Genomic DNA, 17,513 nt, shown 5'->3' with positions numbered 1-17,513 from the left:
CCATCCGTGATAAACTCTGAGTGTTGGCATTTAGGTCATAATTAGTGAGGTTAATACTATGCCAACTCATTATTTTTGTGCTAAATGGCAACACTCAGAGTTTTTAACGGAGGGGTGTTTTTGGTGTGGGGGTATTGAATTTTTTTTCTCAGTTTTACAGCCCCGCCACATCGCGTCTGGGGGAGTGCTCGCTACTCGAACCAGCTATCGACAGTCGCTCGGTTTGCGGAATCCTCGAGCCACACTTCAGCACCTTCCGCCGGTTCTTCTGCCTGGCTGACGTCGTACATCAGTGACGCGTACTCTTCCTGGGTCAGCTTAGAGTTTGCGAACCACTCCACGATTTCAGGGTGTTCCGCGTCGAACTCTTCGGAGACCACGAAGTATGAACCGTCTGCTTCGACCCAGCCGTCTTCGGTATCTTCGAGTGCCTTGATCGGCATGTCCGCGAACGCCCAGTGCGGGTTCCACAGGGTCACGAGTACGGGCTCTTCGTCCGCGATCGCGCTTTCGAGGCTGGACAACATCGCTGGGGTACTGCTCGAAATCACTTCGAAGTCATCGGTTGCGCCATAGGCTTCCAGTGTGTCCGGGACCATGCCCATAAGCCCGGATCCGGCTTCGATACCGATAATCTCGCCGTTAAATAGTTCGGGGTCTGCGAGGGCTTCGGCAACCGTGTCGTGTTCGACATATTCGGGGACGGCGAAGAGATTTTCGTTTTGATCGAAGTACGGGCCGTTCTGATCGACGATCACGACTTGATCCTCAAACTCACTGAGGTAGGCCTCGTGCGTGGCGGGAAGCCACGCGTTGACGTAGCCGTCGATATCGCCCTGAGCGACGCCGGTGAAGCCCGCCGCGAGATCCACCATGGTGGTTTCGAGCGTGATGTCCTGTTCGGCGAGGAGTACCGTCCACAAGGCGGTGATCGCGGTCGTGTCGTCGAAGCCCGCGACTTCGAAGAAATTGATGGTTTGGGATTCTGCTCCGCCTTCAACATCGGAGCAGCCAGCGAGGCCCGCGAGAAGACCGACCGATGCCGTGCCTGCGAGAATTTTCTTCCACATCGTTGTGTTTTCCTTTCAGAAGAAATGCGTTTTCGTTCGTTTCCAGTCATGGCTCCTGCATGGATTACAGGAGTTGCTCTGGTTCGATAGGCATTCACCTCTGTTCGGTTATCTTCGGACAGCTGCGTACAGGCTCACCACACTATCGAATCGAACACGCCACGCCGACATCGTTCCGCCGACCGTGAACTGTTCTTTCTTGGACGAATCGGTCAACCCGATCAGAATGCGCGGTAGTCGACCTTTTCGAGACGTGGACCGCGGCGAGGACGATTCGGTCCAGCCGAAAGAATGAGCCGCACCGCGCGATAACGCTGTCCCCGCCAGGGCTCGAGAGCCGCAAGCATCTCGGTGTCAGTGAAATCACGCCCCTCGAGCGCGTAGCCGATGTGCTTGCGTAGGTGATAGTCGCCGACCGACACTGCATCGGCATCGCCGAGTGCACGCTGAGCCACCTCCGCACTCGTCCAGGCGCCGACGCCTGCAAGTGTTTCAAGCCGCGCTCTCGCTTCCGGTGCGGGCAAGGCGGCAAGTCGGTCGATTGCGGATGCGCGCGCGGCCAGCTGCACCACGGTGCGGCTCCGTGCGGGGTCGACGCCGGCGCGATGCCAGGTCCAACTGGGAATGCGTCGCCAGGTTTCGGCAGTCGGGGATACGCGCATCCGTGCAGCGAGGTCTCGCGGCAATGGTCCCGGTGCCGGCTCTCCGTAGCGGAGCACGAGTCGCCGATAGGAGGCCGTCGCCTGTTCCACGATGACTTTCTGTTCGAGTACGGCCGGGACGAGTTCGGTGAAGACCGTGCCAGAACGCGGGATGCGCATGCCGTCACGGCGGCGATGCGCGGCGGCAACCTCAGGCAAGATCGGTGTGAACGCGGCGGAATTGTCGTTGGCACCGCAGAACTCTGGCGCCCGGGCAATGGCGGTTTCCGCACCGTCGCCCCAGGCTCGTGCTCGCAGCATGTTGTCCGGCAGCGTGGTGAGCCGAAGCGTCGCCGACCGGCCGTCGAAGCGTCGCGTGAGCAACGCATCCGTCCCCCGACTGAGCCACTGGAAGGTTGGGTCCCACGGACCGTGCTGCAGTGATGACAGCGTTTCGCCCAAGTCGGTGCGATGCGGGGGAACCCAAACGCGCTCAATAAAATCGGTCATACGCACATCATCCTGCCACCCTCCGACATCATCGGGGCGAATCTTCGGCTGAATTCGCTAGCCTTGCAGAGCAGGCCTAAGCGACATCTGTTGCATAGAGGTGACTGTAATTGAGAATGGAGAGTTGTAATGGCAAACACAATGAAGGCATGGGTGCTCGACGACGCGCATAAGCCGCTTCGCCTCGATGAAGTCCCGGTTCCGACCGCCGCGCCGGGCAAAGTGGTAATTAAAGTGAAGGCATCCGGGCTTTGCCACAGTGATGTTGGCTACATGGAGGGTGTGATCCCCTTCGAAGTCGAGCCGCCCATCATCCTCGGTCACGAGGTCGCCGGGGTTATCTCAGAAATCGGCGAGGGCGTCACCGGATTTGAACTTGGCGACGCGGTGGTTGGTGCGATAACCGGGAGTGACGCGCCCGGCGTGACTCATGATGGTGCGTACGCCGAGTACACCGTGCTGACCGCGGCGCAGCTCGTGAAATTGCCTGCTGGCATCGACCTTGCCCAGGCTGCGGCAGCAACGGATGCCGGCGCAACCTCCCATGCGGGCGTCGTCGTGTACGGCCAGGTTGGCCAGGGCGACAAGGTATTGATCATCGGGCTCGGTGGGCTGGGCATGACTGGGGCGCGCATTGCGGTGCTTCGCGGCGCCGAGGTATACGGCGTCGAGCCCCGCGAAGACATGTGGGAAGCCGCCAAGGCCCTCGGAGTCAAGGAAGTGTACAAGGACGCGAGCGAACTCGAAGGCCAAGACTTCGACGTGGCGGTTGACTTCGCCGGGTTCGGCACGACCACGCAAGCGGCGATGAAGGCCGTGAAATATAACGGCCGCGTATCGCAGATCGGCCTCGGTCGCACGCAATTCGAGTTCAACTCCTACGACCTGATTTCACGCGCGATCACCTTGCAAGGGGCAACGCCACGAGGAAACGTCGAGGACCTTCAGGAAGTCATCGACTGGATTGCGGCGGGTGACCTTAAAATCCAGGCGACCAACACGACCTTCGACAAGATTCCCGAGGGGCTGCAGCAGCTCGCCGAAGGCAAGGTGCAGGGACGCCTCGTCGCGGTCTTCGAAGACTAGTGTTCTAACAGTGCTGGCAGTGTTGGTGCCGCGATAGTTCGTTATCGCGGCACCAACTGCCGTGTAATCCGTCGCGAAGCGCGGCGATTACGCCGTGTATTCCTTCGCAGCCTCAACTACTTCCGTGGCAAACGTGCCCTGAGTGATCGCGGTCGCGCCACCGTCGACAGGGATCGTCACTCCAGAAACATATTCGGAGAGATCGCTGCCCAGGAACGTTGCGACTTTGGCGATGTCCTCAGCCTGCCCAACGCGTCCGCTCGGTTGGGTCGACCCCAACCGATCAGCGAGGAACGTCGCGAATGACTCGGCTTCTTCAACAGGCACACCGAATGACTTCGCCATGATCGGCGTCATAATAATTCCCGGCGCGATAGCGTTCGAGCGGATATTGGACTTGCCGAGCTCAGCCACGGCTTGCCGGACGATGCCGACCACAGCGTGTTTCGCGGTCGTGTAGCCAACCGCGGACCAGCCACCTTGGAGTCCAGCGGCCGACGCTGTCGAAATAATCGATCCACCGGTGCCCTGTGCCTGGAACTGCCGAGCAGCGTACTTGTGACCGAGCAATACGCTGCGCGTCAACAACGCGATGGTCTTGTCGAATCCTTCCGAACCAATATCGAGGATGGGGGAGGGGTCCCCTTGCGCGCCGGCGTTGTTGAACATGATGTCGAGCTGACCGAAGTGCTCGACGGTCTTCTGCACGAGCTGCTCGATGCTGGTTTCGTCGGTCACGTCCGCGTGGATATAGAGCGCGGAGTCGCCGAGCCGGCTCGCGGCTTCGTTGCCCTGTTCATCCTGAATATCGGCGATCGTAACGCGTGCGCCTTCTTGGATGAATCGTTCAACGGTGGCCAGGCCAATACCGCTCGATCCACCGGTGACAATGGCAACTTTGCCTTCGAGAAGTCCAGTCATGGTTGGTCATTCCTTTCTCGGCACGCATCCTCGCGTGCATGAATCGTCTAACCAGCTTAGGAAGAGCGACAGCTGTTGCCAATGGGCATTGGTGCGTCAGTGCGAATGCCTAACCCACTTCGTCGCCATCGATCCGCTCTTGCAGGATTTCCTTGAGTCGAGCGAAGTTCGCCATGATGTGGCTGGTCACGAGTTCTGAGGCTTCGGTGCGGCGGCCGCGTCGAATGGCTTCGACGATTTCGGTGTGACGTGCGAGGATCGGCTCGTCGGGGTTCGCATACTCTTCGTCGGTGTAGGACAACACCGTGAAGTAGAAGATCATCTCTTTGCTGATTTGCTCGTAGAACGAACTGAGCCGCTCGCTGCCGAGCAGGCCGACAATCGCCTGGTGGAGTGCAATATCGGCGGTCACGATCGGCTCGACCTCTTTGGAATCGACCGCAGACTTAAGCTCTTCAAAAGCGGTGTCAATGGCGGCGACGGCTTCCGGTGAAGGAATCTCTTGTACGGCCATCGACTCCAGCATGAGTCGGGTGCGGTAGAGGTCATCTAAATCGGCGAGGGTAGGTGAACTCACCACAGCCCCACGGTGAACTTCATATTGCACGAGTCGGCTCTGTTCCAGCAGACGAATGCCCTCTCGGAGTGAATTGCGCGAAATGCCGAGTCGTGCGGCAAGACTGCTTTCGCGAAGCGGCTCGCCCGCCTTCAAGTCGCCGTCGACAATTAGCCGCATCAGGGTGTCGGAGACCACCTCCGCGGTGCTCCGACGCTGGAGCGAGATATCTGTTGGCGTGCTCATGACCCGACATCCTATCAGCCAGGTCGGAAAGTCGGATCGTAGGACAATACTTGCCAAAATCATGACTTAGTCTTAGTTTTGTAGGACAGTAGGGCTGAAGTGGCGACTTTCAGTGGACTTAAGCCCTGCGTGTGTCCCCGTCAATGTCGATTACCCGACGCACCCACCTAGGAATCGGAGTCAATTTATGAGTCTGCAAACCATCCCGTCCGATCGCCTGCGCGAGGCAGATGAAGCCCTCGCGAGCATCCCTGGATTTTCGAATCATGAACCGGGCGCGAATGAGTTCGCGATTCTTGACCCGTCGACCGAAGAACGAATTGCGACGCTGCCGAGCTACTCGCCCGAATATGCGGTCGAGCAACTCGGGGTCGCCGATGAGGCCGGTCACGCATGGGCGAAAACGACCCCGCGTCACCGCTCCAATGTGCTCCACAACGCCTATGGGATCCTGATCGCAAACCGCGAGCGACTCGCGTACGTGATTAGCCGCGAAATGGGAAAGACCCTCGCGGAAGCACAGGGTGAAGTGCAGTATGCCGCCGACTATGTTCGCTGGTACGCCGAGGAACTGCTGCGCCCAGCGGGTGGATTCCGGGAAAATCCTGCCGGCAACTCCACGATTCTCACGCGCCGCGCACCGATCGGTCTCTCGGTGCTCATCGCACCGTGGAACTTCCCGATGGCGATGATCACCCGCAAGATTGCGCCCGCCATCGCCGCCGGCTGCGGTGCGGTCATTAAACCGGCCAAACTCACGCCGCTGACCACGCTGGTCACGGTCGATCTGCTCGCCGAGGCGGGCATCCCGCGCGAACTCATGCGAGTCGTGACGACCACCGACTCGAGCGCGTTCAGCGAAGCGGTGCTCGCGGATGCGCGGGTGCGCAAGCTCTCATTCACCGGTTCCACGGGCGTTGGCAGCGCGCTGATGGAACTCGCGGCGAAGAACGTCGTGAAGAGCTCGATGGAGCTTGGCGGCAACGCCCCACTCATCGTCTTCGACGACGCCGATCTAGAGCGAGCCGTCGAAGGGGCATACCTCGCGAAGCTGCGCAATGGCGGCCAGTCCTGCATTGCTGCGAACCGCATTTTTGTGCAGGACGGTATTGCGGATGCGTTCGCCGAGGGCCTTGCCGAAAAGATGGCGCAGGTGCGTGTCGGCAATTCGATCGACGAAAACGTTGACCTCGGCCCGCTCATCGATCGCCGCGCAGTGGACAGCATGGCACAGCTTGTTTCCGACGCCACCGACAAGGGCGCAGAACTTCGTGCGGGTGGCAGTGCTCCCGAAGGTGCCGGGTACTTCTTCGAGGCCACCGTGCTCGACAAGGTACCGACCAGCGCCGACATCGCAAACACAGAGATCTTTGGGCCGATTGCCGCGATCAGCCGGTTCTCAAGCCAAGAAGAAGTTCTCGCGGCCGCCAACGGCACCCCGTTCGGCCTGGCTGGGTACGTGTTCACCGAAAACCTCGACCGCGCACTCAACGTTGCCGATGCGCTCGAAACCGGCCTCGTCGGCATCAATAACGGTGTGCCTTCGAGCGCAGCCGCACCGTTCGGCGGCATGAAGCAGTCCGGTCAGGGCCGTGAAGGCTCGGGCGAAGGGCTCGAGGAATATCAAGAGATCCGCTTCTACAACATCGCTCGTCGCGAGACCTACTAAACCGCATCCTGTCTGCCGACCCGGGTCGACCGGGAACGCTGCCTCACACATCCACGCACTGACAATCCCCGGCGCAATGATCGCGCCGCACACTTACAAGGAGAAATCATGACCACCACGTCAACCAGCCGCCGCATCCGCACGGAAATCCCAGGGCCTCGCTCGAAGAGCCTCGCCGAGGCAAAGAACCAGTACGTCACAAAGTCGGTCAACCCGGCGACGCCGATGTACATTGAGTCTGCATCCGGCTCGATCCTCACCGATGTCGATGGCAATGAGTTCCTCGACTTCGCATCCGGAATCGGCGTCACCTCGCTGGGGCACGTCAACGAACAGGCCATTGCCGCAGCGATTGAGCAGACGAAGCGCGTCACGCACACGCTCTTCTCGGTGTCGCCGTACGAGTCCTACGTCGAGGTCTCGCGCCGCCTGACCGAACTGACCCCGGGCGATTTCGCGAAGAAGTCGGCACTCAGCTCGACCGGTGCGGAAGCCATTGAGAACGCGGTGAAAATTGCCCGCTCGTACACACGCCGCAACGGCATTGCGGTGGTTGACCACGGCTACCACGGTCGCACGAACCTCACACTCGGCCTCAACTACAAGGCGCAGCCGTACTCAGCTGGCGTTGGTCCGCGTCCCGGTGAAATCTACCGTGCAATCAACTCCTACCCTTTCCTTGATCAGCTTGACGGCGTCGAGGCTGCGCGCCGGGCAATCGCGTACCTCGAAAAGGTCTCGGGTGCCGAGAACCTCGCTTGCCTCGTGATCGAGCCGATTCAGGGTGAGGGCGGCGTGATCATCCCCGCCGAGGGCTACCTCACGACGCTGCAGGATTGGGCGCGTGACAACGGCATCGTGACGATCGCCGACGAGATCCAGACCGGCCTCGGCCGTACCGGCACGATGTTTGCGAGCGAGCACTTCGGCTTCGTGCCCGACCTCGTGGTCACCGCAAAGGCGATCGGCGCAGGCTTCCCGCTCTCGGCCGTCACCGGTCGCGTCGAGATTATGGATGCGATCCCCGCCGGTGGCCTCAGCGGCACCTTCTCGGGTAACCCGGTCGCGTGCGCCGCTGCGCTTGAGATCTTCGACCAACTTCAGGCGCCCGGAACGCTGGAGCGTGCCGTCAAGGTGGGGCAGCGTATCCAGGGCGGACTTCGCGAACTGCAGCAGCGCCACTCGGTGATCGGCGACGTGCGCGGTCTCGGCGGGCTGCACGGTGTCGAACTCGTGGATGCAGACGGCAAGCCGAATGCGGCCGCGTTCAGGCAGGTGAGCAGGGCGGCGTACGAGCGCGGACTGCTCGTGCTACCTGGTGGTAGCGACGGTCACGTATTGCGTCTGCTGCCGGCGATCAACATCTCGGATGACTTGATCGACGAGGCTATGGAGATTCTCGAGGAGGCGTTTAAGACGCTGGGTTAGGTCGCATCCTCTCAAAAGACACGACACCGGGGTGTGAAGGTAAGGGCCTTCACGCCCCGCTTCGTGGTTTAACGACCTAGTAAATGTGCCGATGAGTGGTCAATTTGCTGTCATGGGAGGCTCCGCTTGCAGAGCGTGCTGAGAGGCGTCTCAGCCAATTTATCTTGACATCAAGATAAATTCGGCGTTCACTGGAAGTGCTTAGGTAAGGCTTACCTAAGAAGCTTTCAGAGGAGGGCAATTGTGAATACAGAAGTCACCCAGCTCGCCGAATTCGTGGCCAAGGCCTCATTCGACGACCTCAGCGCAGAAGCGCTTGAGCACCTCAAGATCCGCGTTCTCGACACGCTCGGCGTCGCCATCGGCGCGCTGGATGCTGAACCGATCGCCGCGATTCGAGGTCTCGTTGAAGACCTCGGGGGAGCACCCACGGCCACACTCATCGGCGGCGGCAAGACCGCACCGGATCGTGCCGCGTTCTACAACAGCGCACTGAGTCGATACCTCGACTTCATGGACTCGTACCTCGCCAAGGGGGAGACGAACCACCCATCCGACAACTTCGGTGCGGTCCTCGCAGCCGCCGAATCGGTCGGTGCCAGCGGCAAGGAATTGCTCACCGCCTTCGGTGTCGCCTACCAGGTGCACGCTCGACTCTCGGATGTCGCGCCGGTACGTGCCAAGGGCTTCGACCACACCACCCAGGGCGCCTACGCGGCAGCCGCATCCGCGGCAAAGGCACTGCGCCTTGATGTCGAACAGATTGCCAATGCAATCGCGATCGCCGGTACCGCCAACAATGCACTGCGCGTAACCCGGACGGGAAACCTGAGTCACTGGAAGGGCCTCGCCTACCCGCAGGTTTCAAAGGAAGGTACGTTCGCCGCGCTGCTCGCTTCACGCGGTATCACCGGGCCCGAAGAGGTCTTTGAAGGCAATAAGGGATTCAAAGAATCGATTGCCGGACCCTTCGAAATCGACTGGTCCGCCGAGGACCTGGAACGCGTTCGCCGTTCGATCATCAAGAAGCACAATGCCGAGATCCACTCGCAATCGGCGCTCGATGCCGCTCAGGACATCCGTGCACTCCCCGGTTTCGACGCAAAGGCCATCACGAGCATCCGACTGCGCACCTTCGACGTCGCATTCTCGATCATCGGTGGCGGCGAAGAGGGCGACAAGCAGAGCATCCGCACCAAGGAAGAAGCCGACCACTCGCTGCCGTGGATGGTCGCGGTCGTGCTCCTCGACGGGGAGCTCAATCCGGCACAATACGCTCCCGAGCGGATCATCGCCGAAGACGTGCAGTCGCTCATGAAGAAGATCACGATCACGCCGGACGACGGTTTCTCAGATCGATTCCCCGAAGAGATGCCCGCCTTCCTTGAAGTTGAACTTGCAGACGGCACGGTACTCAGCGCCGAACGAAACTCCTACGAGGGCTTCCACGACGACCCCCTCAGCTGGGAGGGTGCGCGCAAGAAATTCGACGCGTTGACCACGCACTTTACGACCGAAGAGCTCCGCAACGAAATCGCAAATGTAGTGCGGGATCTCGAGCAACACGACGTCGCCGCACTTACCGCGGTACTCGCACGCGTGAGCCTGGTGCGCAACCAGCCGGAAGCAGCCCTCGCCTAAGCGCCCCGCTGCAACCGCGCAGCTGCATCCACGCAGCTGCGCGACCAATTCATCACATATCAATCCTCAACCGTAAGGAATCAATTTTGAGTAACGCAATTCCCTTTGACACCGCATTCAACTTCGTCCCGCGCGCCTACCGCCCCGAGAAGCCGCGGAAGTTCGGCATCACCGAAATCCGGGCACCGTACTACGCGACCTTCGGCACCCGCCACCTGCAGGATGTCTTCGATGTCGCCGGCAATTGGGTCGACGGCATCAAGTGGGCCGGCGGATCATTCGCCCTCGTGCCGCCCGAGCACGTACGCGCGATGAGCGACATCGCTCACGCGAACGACTCCTACGTCTCCTCCGGTGGCTGGATCGAAACCGTGCTGCGTTACGGCCCTGATGCGGTGGATCACTACCTCAAGGAAGCAAAAGAGTCAGGCTTCGACGTGATCGAAATCTCGACTGGTTTCATCATGCTGCCGACTTCGGGGCTGCAGCGCCTCGTTGAGAAGGTTGTCAACGCGGGCCTCAAGGCCAAGCCGGAGCTCGGTATCCAGATCGGTTCGGGCGGTGACTCCGGCGAAGCCGAGCTCGCTGCCGAAACGAAAAAGGACGTGGGCGACCTCATCGACCGCGCGAAGGCTGCACTTGAGGCCGGTGCTGACATCATCATGATCGAGTCCGAAGGCATCACCGAAAACGTGACCGAATGGAACACCGGAGCCGCCGCATCCATCATCAATGGTGTCGGGCTCGAGAACGTCATGTTCGAGGCTGCTGACGGACCGGTCTTCGAGTGGTACATCAAGAACTACGGCAACGAGGTCAACCTCTTCGTCGACCACTCGCAGATTCTGCAGCTCGAGGGCCTTCGCCAGAACATCTGGGGCAACAAGTCGACGTGGGGCCGCGTCATCAACCCCGCCTAACGCATCATGAAAGAAAGCACCGTGATCAACACCGAAGTTCCAACCATTTCGTGGAACGGTGGACTGCAGCAAGAAGCGCTCGACATCCTGCGCGGTGAAGGTGGCGTGGTCGTGAGCCCGACGAAGGTGGGTTACATCATCATCACTTGCGACAGCCGCGGCCTCGAACGCAAATTTGAGTTGAAAAACCGGCCCCTCACCAAACCCGGCGTGGTGCTCTGCGGCTCCTTCGAAGAACTCGAAGCGCTCGCGGAAATGAACGACGAGATCCGCTCGTTCTACCAGACACATTGGGACCAGGATGTGCTGATGGGCTGCATCCTGCCGTGGAAAACGAGTGGTCTGCGGCACATTCCCGAAGGTGCGGAACAGTATGTTCGGGATGCGCGGGGGACGAGTTGCTTCGTCGTGCGATTCGGGGTGCCAGCGGAACGCCTTGCCAAGGAACTGTGGGAATCCGAGCAGCGGGTGCTCTTCGCGAGCTCGGCCAACCCATCCGGCAAGGGCAACCGCGGCGTGGTGACCGGAGTCGGTGAACGCATCGCAACCGGCGTGGATTTGGTTGTGGAAGGCGACGATTACGTGCGCTGGGTGCAACCCGATACGGCCGGTCGCTACGAACAGGGCGTGATGGTCTCGTTTGTAGATGCGGAAGGGAAGCTCCTGCCGGAACAGCGCGGCGAGGTTCGTCGCGGTGACGTCGAAGGCACGACCGAGGCCGTCCCGACACTGATTCGTGCCGGACTTTCGCTTCCGCAAATCCTGCTCAACCTCGCGGAACAGTTTCCGCGGTGGGACTACCGCCACGGGCAGTACTACTGACCGTGAGGCTGGTCGCACGGACTGAGTCGTCCGCGTCGCGGACTGCACGGAACCGCTGAGGGATACCGATAATTCGCTGGCGCAAACTCCTGTTTTCGAGGGACTTGCGCCAGCGAAACTCGTTTCCGCACTGTATTCAGCGCGGTGGGCACCGCAGTCGTGGATAATGATTCTCATTAAGGATTGAGTGCAGCGTCCACACGACGCATTCAGGAGGATCAATTGCACACGCCATCGGATCCATACGCCGCAACCGCGGAAGCGTATGACCTGTTCAGTGAATCGGCACGGCCGAGCCAGACTGCCGCGATTGAAGCGTGGTTGCCTCGACTACGCAATGACTGGGGCCCGGTGCTTGATATCGGAGCGGGGTCCGGGTTCGTAGCAGAGCTCATACTTGAGCGGGATACCGCGGCGACCGTGTTTGCAATCGAGCCGAGCACGGCGATGCGTTCGCTGCTGCTCGGTCGCATCGCGGCACATCCGAATTGGTTCGATCGAATCACGGTGCGTCCGGAGGATTTCTTTGCGGCGACCTTGCCGCAGCGTGTTGGTGGGGCTTTGATGCTCGGCGTTATTGGCCATTTCGATCCGGGTGAGCGTGCTGCGATCTTTGCGGAACTGTCCGATCGGCTCCCATCGGGAGGTGCGGCACTATTTGATCTCCAGTCGCCAGTGCGGCCAGCGCCGGTCGAGCCGTACGTGTATACGGCACCAACCGTGGGTGGGCTCACCTATCAGGTGATTGCAGAAGCGTGGCTAGCGGGGGAGGAGCGACTTCGTTGGCGAATGACCTATCTCGTGCTGGAAGGGGAGCGAGTGATCAGCGAATCATCCGCGGAATTCAATTATTGGCATCCGTCACCTGAGGTACTCGCAACCGAGGCCGAGCAAGTGGGGATGCGACTTGAGCAACTTGAGGACACCTCGTTCTGGCTGCTGATTCGCGACTGAATCGCGCGGAATGTGCCTGAACACGCGAAAATGCCGGTGGCATGCACGCTATGCGCATTCCACCGGCATTCCTTTCCTGCGTTACCTGCCTTCGGCAGTCACCCGTCGCGATTGCGAGTGCTGACGGGAAATCTCTCAGTGAGTGACTTAGTGCTCATCGTAGTGGTCGCCGTGCGGGGCGTGACGGTGGCCGTCGTGGACGTAGTCGACGTGGTCATCGTGTTTGACGGCTTCGTGGCCGCAGTTCTCGCCGTGCTCGTGGTCGGCCGTGGTGTGTTCCGCGACGCCTTCGTGCTCGTCGTAGTGGTCGCCGTGTAGGGCGTGACGGTGGCCGTCGTGGACGTAGTCGACGTGGTCGCCGTGCTGGACGGCTTCGTGGCCGCAGTTCTCGCCGTGCTTGTGGTCGGCGGGGCTGTGTTCGGCGCGGTGGTCGGTCATGATGGCTCCTTTGTTCGGTGCGGGTTAATCGGGTTGCGCATCACTGGTGGATGCTTCTTGGGCGTGCGCGATCGCGTCGCCAATGATGTGGCTGACGTGGTGATCGCTCAGTGTGTAGGTCACGGCTTTGCCCTCGCGAGAGGCAAGTGCCAGGCCTGCTTGCCGCAGAGATTTGAGGTGTTGTGAGACGAGGGGCTGCGACATCCCCGTGGCCTCGACGAGACTCCCCACGGTGTGGGGAGCGGCACTGATGAGTCTGAGCAATTGAAGCCGAGACTCATTGCCCAGGACTTTGAACAACTGTGCGGCTTCAGCGAGGCCCGGCTCCGTGTTCATGACTTGAGTCAATCACACATATAAACAAATTGCAATATGTTAATTCTGGGCGGGCTATACGCGCCTCGAGTAGTCCTCTTTATATGTGCTGAGGTGCGTCCAAGTCTGCAGTCGGTCAATGTGCGGCAGCGCGAGAATCCCGTCGAGACGAGTGTGGATGGATTGCAAGTCTTTGCCGATGCACGTGCCGATCACGTCAAATCTCCCGATACATTCGGCGGCAAACTCGATTCCGGAGTGCCCAATCAAGTGTTCCATGAGCGGTTCGAGATTATCCGAAGAGTTGATGCCGAACCCCACCGATACTTGCCTCCCGGATGTGCCGCGGCTCTCCACGACTCCGAATCGAATCACGTGTGCATCCACTAAGCGCTGGATGCGCGCGCGGACCGTGGTTGGGGTCAGCGCCACGTGCTTGGAGATCGCGGTATAGGACGCGCGACCATCCTGCTGCAGTACTGCCATGATCTCGCGATCGGCATCATCCACGCGGACATGCGTGATCGCGTTGTGTGAGTGGTAGCCCTTGCGGACGGTGGAATAGATCACGGTGTCGATGCGCGCAACGCTCGGGTTTAAGCGCACGCGTGAGAGTAAAGCGTGTAGTTCAGAATGTGAGTTCAGGCGAACCTCGGCGACGACCGAGTGGCTGCCGGAAACCGCGGTGACGAGCACCGCTTCTTCGAGCTGGGAAATGAATTCTGCGATCGGGCCCGCTGGGCCGCGCGGCTCGATCGAGACGTGGGCGATGACGTGCTGGCCAAGAAACAGTGGATTCACTGCGGCGACAACTCGGATCGTATTGCTGCCGAGGAGTGCGTCAACGTGATGCGAGATCACGCCACGAGGCGCGTCAACCTGCTCGGCGATTGCGGTGATACTCATGCGCGGATCCTCGCGGAGCGCGGACATGACCCGGTCCGCAACACCGTTTTCCCGTGGATGCGGGGAATTCTCAGCACTTTTTTCCATATCGAGAATCGTAATCCCCAGTGAACAAATCACAAATTCTGCAGCGCTAGTTACATGGAAATTCGTGTATTAGCGATTTGTATCTAGCGAAACTCTAGAAACTAGCTTTCTAATCCGAAGTCTTGCCATTGCTTCGCATTCACAAAGGGCATACGCTCTGGGCAATTGCTCGATTGGGATGCGCGACCGTCACTGCCGAAGTCGCCAGGCCTGATCACAGTCATCCAGTCACGACCAGAGGTGTTCAATGACTACCCACCAGCCTCCAGCTCAAGAATTCAGCCACAAGCGCGCGCTTAAAGCTGGATTCGCCTCGTTCGTCGGTACGGCGATCGAGTTCTACGACTTCTACGTCTACGCGACCGCAGCGGCGATCGTGTTCCCCGCACTGTTCTTCCCCGAAGGCGACCCCTTCCTCGCGGTGCTGTCGTCGTTCGGTATCTACGCCGTCGGATTCTTCGCCCGACCATTCGGTGGCATTATCTTCGGGCACATCGGTGACCGACTCGGACGCCGACTCTCGCTCATGATCACGCTGATCCTGATGGGCGTCGGCACGGCACTTGTCGGAGTCCTACCCACATACGCCGTGATCGGCGTCTGGGCACCGATCCTGCTCGTGATCCTGCGTATCGCACAGGGCCTCGCAATCGGTGGCGAGTGGGGCGGCGCGGTGCTGATGGCGGTTGAAAACGCGCCCGAGAAATTCAAGGGCTTCTACGGCTCATTCCCACAGCTCGGTAACCCAATGGGTGCGCTGCTCGCCTCGGGCATCTTTGCACTGCTCACGATCAACGGCAATGACTTCCTCATGGAAGGCGGCTGGCGAATTCCATTCCTGATCTCGATTATCTTGATCGGCGTTGGGTTCTGGGTGCGGTACACGGTCGAAGAGACTCCGGTCTTCGAAGAAGAAGCAAAGCGTCGCAAAGAATCCGGCGAAAAGGCCGAACTGCCACTCAAGATCGCGGTCAAGAACAACTGGCGCACCATGCTCCTCGCGATGGGCCTCATCCCGATTTCAACCGGTGGGTACTATCTCGTCACGACATTCGCGACCTCGTATGCGACCGATCCCGCGGTGAGCAATATCAATATGCCGGAGAACACCTTCCTCAACGTGCTCTCGATCGCGGCCCTATGCGAGTTGATCTCGACACTGTTCATTGGCGCATTGGCCGACCGCATCGGCCGAAAACGAACCTTTGCTATCGCGTTGGTAGGCACGACATTACTCTCGATTCCGATGTTCCTCTCGCTCGAGGGCGACCAGTTGTGGCTCATCATCCTGCTCTTTGCCGCGACGCGTGTGGTCATGAACGGCACGTGGGCGCCGATGGCTTCCATCCTCTCGCAGATGTTCGCACCGGATTCACGCCAGACGAGCCTGTCGTTCGCGTACAGTCTCGGCAACGCGATCTGGGCTGGCCTCTCACCGCTCATTGCGACCTCACTCTATGGACTTACCGGCTCGATCTGGTCGGTTATTGCCTACCTCGCCGGTATGGCCGTGCTTAGCCTCGTGTGCCTGAAGTACGCGCCGCAGCGGAAGGACTACATCTTCGATCCGAAGACCGTGGCCGTTCCGACGCCGGACGACAAGTAGCTGGGCGCAGATAGCATGCGTAAGCTCCACACTTTTGACTCCGCACGCTCCACGTATCGCCCAACGATCCTCCGAGCGCGGCGCATCCACACCATGGATGAACGCAACCCCGAAGCTGAGGCGGTGCTCATTGCCGACGGTCACATCTTGGCTACCGGCAACGCGGAACAGCTCTCGAGCGCCGCATCCGACTTCGGCCTGACAAAGCCAGCGATCACCGACCTCGAGGGCGCGACGATCGTTCCCGGCTTCGTCGATCCACACACGCATCCGCTCATGCACGGACAAATGATGATGTGGGTGGATTGCGGCCCGGACCAGGCGCGGAGCATCCCGGAGATCATCGCGTTGCTGCAACAGCGTGCCGCGGCGACGCCGGGGGACACCCCGATTCGCGGCTACGGATACGAACAGTCCAACCTCGTTGAAGGCCGCCACCCGACTCGGCACGAGCTCGACCAGGTGTCCACCGATCGTGAGGTGTACCTCATGAACGGATCGGGGCACGGCGGCGTCGTAAATTCCCACACGTTTGCGAAATACGGCGTCACGCGTGACACCCCGAACCCGCCCGGCGGCACCTTCTTCCGCGATGAGCACGGCGAGCTTACAGGCGAGCTATCCGATGCGGCATGCAATATCCTCACCGGCGTTGAGGGCGTCAAGATTGGCAACCACGGCCCAAACCTCCACCTCGGCGACAGTACCGCTGACCACATCCGCCAACTCGAGCTCGCTCAGGCCTCGTTTATCGCGGGCGGCGTGACGACCGTGGGTGACTGCCAAGTCACCCGTCGCGAGTTCGACATGTACTTGCGCCTCGCCGAAACCGGGAAGCTCGGCATCCGCTACTCGATGTACTTGCTGTCGCACCTACTCGAGGAGGGTCTCGAGATTGGGATGCGCGGCGCCTTCGGCAACGCATTCCTCAGCTTCGCGGGATTCAAGTTCTATGCCGACGGCACGCTCGGTGGGTGGACGGCATACTTCCCCGATGGCTACAACGGCGACCCGTGCCGCACCGGCATGCTCTATCACGAGCCCGCCGAGTACCACGAGCTCATTCGCCGCGCCCACGCCGCGGGCCTGCAAACGGCAACGCACGCGCAGTCACCCACGGCGATCGGCATGGTGTTGGATGCTGTGGCCGCCGCCCAGCGTGAGACCCCTTCGGCGGACAATCGCCACCGGATCGAGCACTGCGGACTGCCCACCGGTGAACAGATCACCAGGATGCGGGAGCTCGGCGTGATGCCGGTCAACCAGACCCAGCACTATCACCAGTGGGGCGAAGGTGTCGTGACGGCGCTCGGCAGCGTCGGCGAGCGGTTCAATCCGCTCGGTGAATTTGCCGCCGCGGGGGTGCCGGTCACGCTCTCTTCGGATGCGCCGGTCGCCGACCCCCGGCCGATGCAAGCTATCGAGACGGCCGTCACGCGACGTACGCGGCAGGGGAGCGTGTTCGGCGACCCAAGCCTTCGCATTTCGGTCCGCGATGCGCTGCATGCCCACACGTTGGGCGGCGCCCGGGCACTCGGCCGAGAAGACGAACTGGGATCAATTGCCGCCGGGAAGCGCGCGGATTTCGCGGTACTCGACTCGGACCCATTTGAGGTGCCTGAGGAAGAATTAGGTCGCGTGCAGGTGCGCGAGACCTGGATTGATGGCGCGCGAGTGAGCGCCTAAATCGGAAGCGA

Annotated in this window: 16 protein-coding genes; 9 read left to right on the top strand and 7 right to left on the bottom strand. The window is 60.5% G+C overall.

Annotation, left to right across the window (positions count from 1 at the left end):
* Positions 1 to 191: 191 nt before the first annotated feature.
* Complete coding sequence (locus ACTHXA_RS07015; RefSeq protein WP_441670761.1) at positions 192 to 1,070, bottom strand: glycine betaine ABC transporter substrate-binding protein; 879 nt, start codon at positions 1,068 to 1,070, stop codon at positions 192 to 194.
* A 221-nt stretch (positions 1,071 to 1,291) separates the two neighbouring features.
* Entirely contained in the window at positions 1,292 to 2,221 is a 930-nt protein-coding gene (locus tag ACTHXA_RS07010; RefSeq protein WP_441670760.1) for a DNA-3-methyladenine glycosylase family protein, read from the bottom strand.
* A 129-nt stretch (positions 2,222 to 2,350) separates the two neighbouring features.
* On the opposite strand from ACTHXA_RS07010, the gene ACTHXA_RS07005 reads away from it, so the two are divergent.
* Complete coding sequence (locus tag ACTHXA_RS07005) at positions 2,351 to 3,307, top strand: zinc-binding dehydrogenase (protein WP_441670758.1); 957 nt, start codon at positions 2,351 to 2,353, stop codon at positions 3,305 to 3,307.
* An 87-nt stretch (positions 3,308 to 3,394) separates the two neighbouring features.
* Here ACTHXA_RS07005 and ACTHXA_RS07000 read toward each other — a convergent pair whose 3' ends face one another.
* Both ACTHXA_RS07000 and ACTHXA_RS06995 read right to left on the bottom strand, forming a co-directional pair.
* Positions 3,395 to 4,228 (bottom strand): SDR family NAD(P)-dependent oxidoreductase, encoded by an 834-nt coding sequence (locus ACTHXA_RS07000; protein WP_441670756.1) that lies wholly within the window; start codon positions 4,226 to 4,228, stop codon positions 3,395 to 3,397.
* Positions 4,229 to 4,337: 109 nt separating this feature from the next.
* Positions 4,338 to 5,030 (bottom strand): GntR family transcriptional regulator, encoded by a 693-nt coding sequence (locus ACTHXA_RS06995; RefSeq protein ID WP_441670754.1) that lies wholly within the window; start codon positions 5,028 to 5,030, stop codon positions 4,338 to 4,340.
* Positions 5,031 to 5,217: 187 nt separating this feature from the next.
* Here ACTHXA_RS06995 and ACTHXA_RS06990 point away from each other — a divergent pair, with 187 nt between their 5' ends.
* The 6 genes from ACTHXA_RS06990 to ACTHXA_RS06965 all read left to right on the top strand — a co-directional run bounded on the left by ACTHXA_RS06990 (position 5,218) and on the right by ACTHXA_RS06965 (position 12,464).
* Positions 5,218 to 6,699, top strand: coding sequence for an NAD-dependent succinate-semialdehyde dehydrogenase (locus ACTHXA_RS06990; RefSeq protein WP_441670752.1), 1,482 nt, complete (start codon positions 5,218 to 5,220; stop codon positions 6,697 to 6,699).
* A 108-nt stretch (positions 6,700 to 6,807) separates the two neighbouring features.
* Positions 6,808 to 8,127, top strand: coding sequence for an aminotransferase class III-fold pyridoxal phosphate-dependent enzyme (locus ACTHXA_RS06985; RefSeq protein ID WP_441670750.1), 1,320 nt, complete (start codon positions 6,808 to 6,810; stop codon positions 8,125 to 8,127).
* A gap of 243 nt (positions 8,128 to 8,370) precedes the next feature.
* On the top strand, positions 8,371 to 9,768 hold the full coding sequence (locus ACTHXA_RS06980; RefSeq protein ID WP_441670748.1) for an MmgE/PrpD family protein: 1,398 nt from the start codon (positions 8,371 to 8,373) through the stop codon (positions 9,766 to 9,768).
* Positions 9,769 to 9,854: 86 nt separating this feature from the next.
* Positions 9,855 to 10,688, top strand: a complete 834-nt coding sequence (locus ACTHXA_RS06975; protein WP_441670746.1) for a phosphosulfolactate synthase — start codon at positions 9,855 to 9,857, stop codon at positions 10,686 to 10,688.
* Between the two features lie 21 nt (positions 10,689 to 10,709).
* Positions 10,710 to 11,510, top strand: a complete 801-nt coding sequence (locus ACTHXA_RS06970; RefSeq protein ID WP_441670744.1) for an L-threonylcarbamoyladenylate synthase — start codon at positions 10,710 to 10,712, stop codon at positions 11,508 to 11,510.
* Positions 11,511 to 11,732: 222 nt separating this feature from the next.
* Positions 11,733 to 12,464 (top strand): SAM-dependent methyltransferase, encoded by a 732-nt coding sequence (locus ACTHXA_RS06965; protein WP_441670742.1) that lies wholly within the window; start codon positions 11,733 to 11,735, stop codon positions 12,462 to 12,464.
* 147 nt (positions 12,465 to 12,611) lie between these two features.
* On the opposite strand, the gene ACTHXA_RS06960 is transcribed toward ACTHXA_RS06965, so the two are convergent.
* The 3 genes from ACTHXA_RS06960 to ACTHXA_RS06950 are packed head-to-tail and all read right to left on the bottom strand — an operon-like array spanning position 12,612 to position 14,210.
* Positions 12,612 to 12,902, bottom strand: a complete 291-nt coding sequence (locus tag ACTHXA_RS06960; protein ID WP_441670740.1) for a hypothetical protein — start codon at positions 12,900 to 12,902, stop codon at positions 12,612 to 12,614.
* Positions 12,903 to 12,926: 24 nt separating this feature from the next.
* A complete protein-coding gene (locus tag ACTHXA_RS06955) occupies positions 12,927 to 13,238 on the bottom strand; it encodes an ArsR/SmtB family transcription factor (protein WP_441670738.1) in 312 nt (103 codons plus the stop codon).
* 54 nt (positions 13,239 to 13,292) lie between these two features.
* On the bottom strand, positions 13,293 to 14,210 hold the full coding sequence (locus tag ACTHXA_RS06950; protein WP_441670736.1) for an Lrp/AsnC family transcriptional regulator: 918 nt from the start codon (positions 14,208 to 14,210) through the stop codon (positions 13,293 to 13,295).
* Positions 14,211 to 14,457: 247 nt separating this feature from the next.
* On the opposite strand from ACTHXA_RS06950, the gene ACTHXA_RS06945 reads away from it, so the two are divergent.
* Both ACTHXA_RS06945 and ACTHXA_RS06940 read left to right on the top strand, forming a co-directional pair.
* Positions 14,458 to 15,816, top strand: coding sequence for an MFS transporter (locus ACTHXA_RS06945; protein ID WP_441670734.1), 1,359 nt, complete (start codon positions 14,458 to 14,460; stop codon positions 15,814 to 15,816).
* 15 nt (positions 15,817 to 15,831) lie between these two features.
* Positions 15,832 to 17,502 (top strand): amidohydrolase, encoded by a 1,671-nt coding sequence (locus ACTHXA_RS06940; protein ID WP_441670732.1) that lies wholly within the window; start codon positions 15,832 to 15,834, stop codon positions 17,500 to 17,502.
* Positions 17,503 to 17,513: the final 11 nt, after the last annotated feature.

Source organism: Gulosibacter sp., assembly GCF_052090685.1.
Classification (GTDB): Bacteria; Actinomycetota; Actinomycetes; order Actinomycetales; family Microbacteriaceae; genus Gulosibacter.
The sequence above is the reverse complement of the archived record's forward strand: the minus strand, read 5'-3'. Positions and strand labels throughout refer to the sequence as shown.

What these genes read in the sequence shown, in the direction of transcription:
- ACTHXA_RS07015 (WP_441670761.1), bottom strand. Translation starts at nt 1,070, where the DNA reads ATGTGGAAGAAAATTCTCGCAGGCACGGCATCGGTCGGTCTTCTCGCG.
- ACTHXA_RS07010 (WP_441670760.1), bottom strand. Translation starts at nt 2,221, where the DNA reads ATGACCGATTTTATTGAGCGCGTTTGGGTTCCCCCGCATCGCACCGAC.
- ACTHXA_RS07005 (WP_441670758.1), top strand. Translation starts at nt 2,351, where the DNA reads ATGGCAAACACAATGAAGGCATGGGTGCTCGACGACGCGCATAAGCCG.
- ACTHXA_RS07000 (WP_441670756.1), bottom strand. Translation starts at nt 4,228, where the DNA reads ATGACTGGACTTCTCGAAGGCAAAGTTGCCATTGTCACCGGTGGATCG.
- ACTHXA_RS06995 (WP_441670754.1), bottom strand. Translation starts at nt 5,030, where the DNA reads ATGAGCACGCCAACAGATATCTCGCTCCAGCGTCGGAGCACCGCGGAG.
- ACTHXA_RS06990 (WP_441670752.1), top strand. Translation starts at nt 5,218, where the DNA reads ATGAGTCTGCAAACCATCCCGTCCGATCGCCTGCGCGAGGCAGATGAA.
- ACTHXA_RS06985 (WP_441670750.1), top strand. Translation starts at nt 6,808, where the DNA reads ATGACCACCACGTCAACCAGCCGCCGCATCCGCACGGAAATCCCAGGG.
- ACTHXA_RS06960 (WP_441670740.1), bottom strand. Translation starts at nt 12,902, where the DNA reads ATGACCGACCACCGCGCCGAACACAGCCCCGCCGACCACAAGCACGGC.
- ACTHXA_RS06955 (WP_441670738.1), bottom strand. Translation starts at nt 13,238, where the DNA reads ATGAACACGGAGCCGGGCCTCGCTGAAGCCGCACAGTTGTTCAAAGTC.
- ACTHXA_RS06950 (WP_441670736.1), bottom strand. Translation starts at nt 14,210, where the DNA reads ATGGAAAAAAGTGCTGAGAATTCCCCGCATCCACGGGAAAACGGTGTT.
- ACTHXA_RS06945 (WP_441670734.1), top strand. Translation starts at nt 14,458, where the DNA reads ATGACTACCCACCAGCCTCCAGCTCAAGAATTCAGCCACAAGCGCGCG.
- ACTHXA_RS06940 (WP_441670732.1), top strand. Translation starts at nt 15,832, where the DNA reads ATGCGTAAGCTCCACACTTTTGACTCCGCACGCTCCACGTATCGCCCA.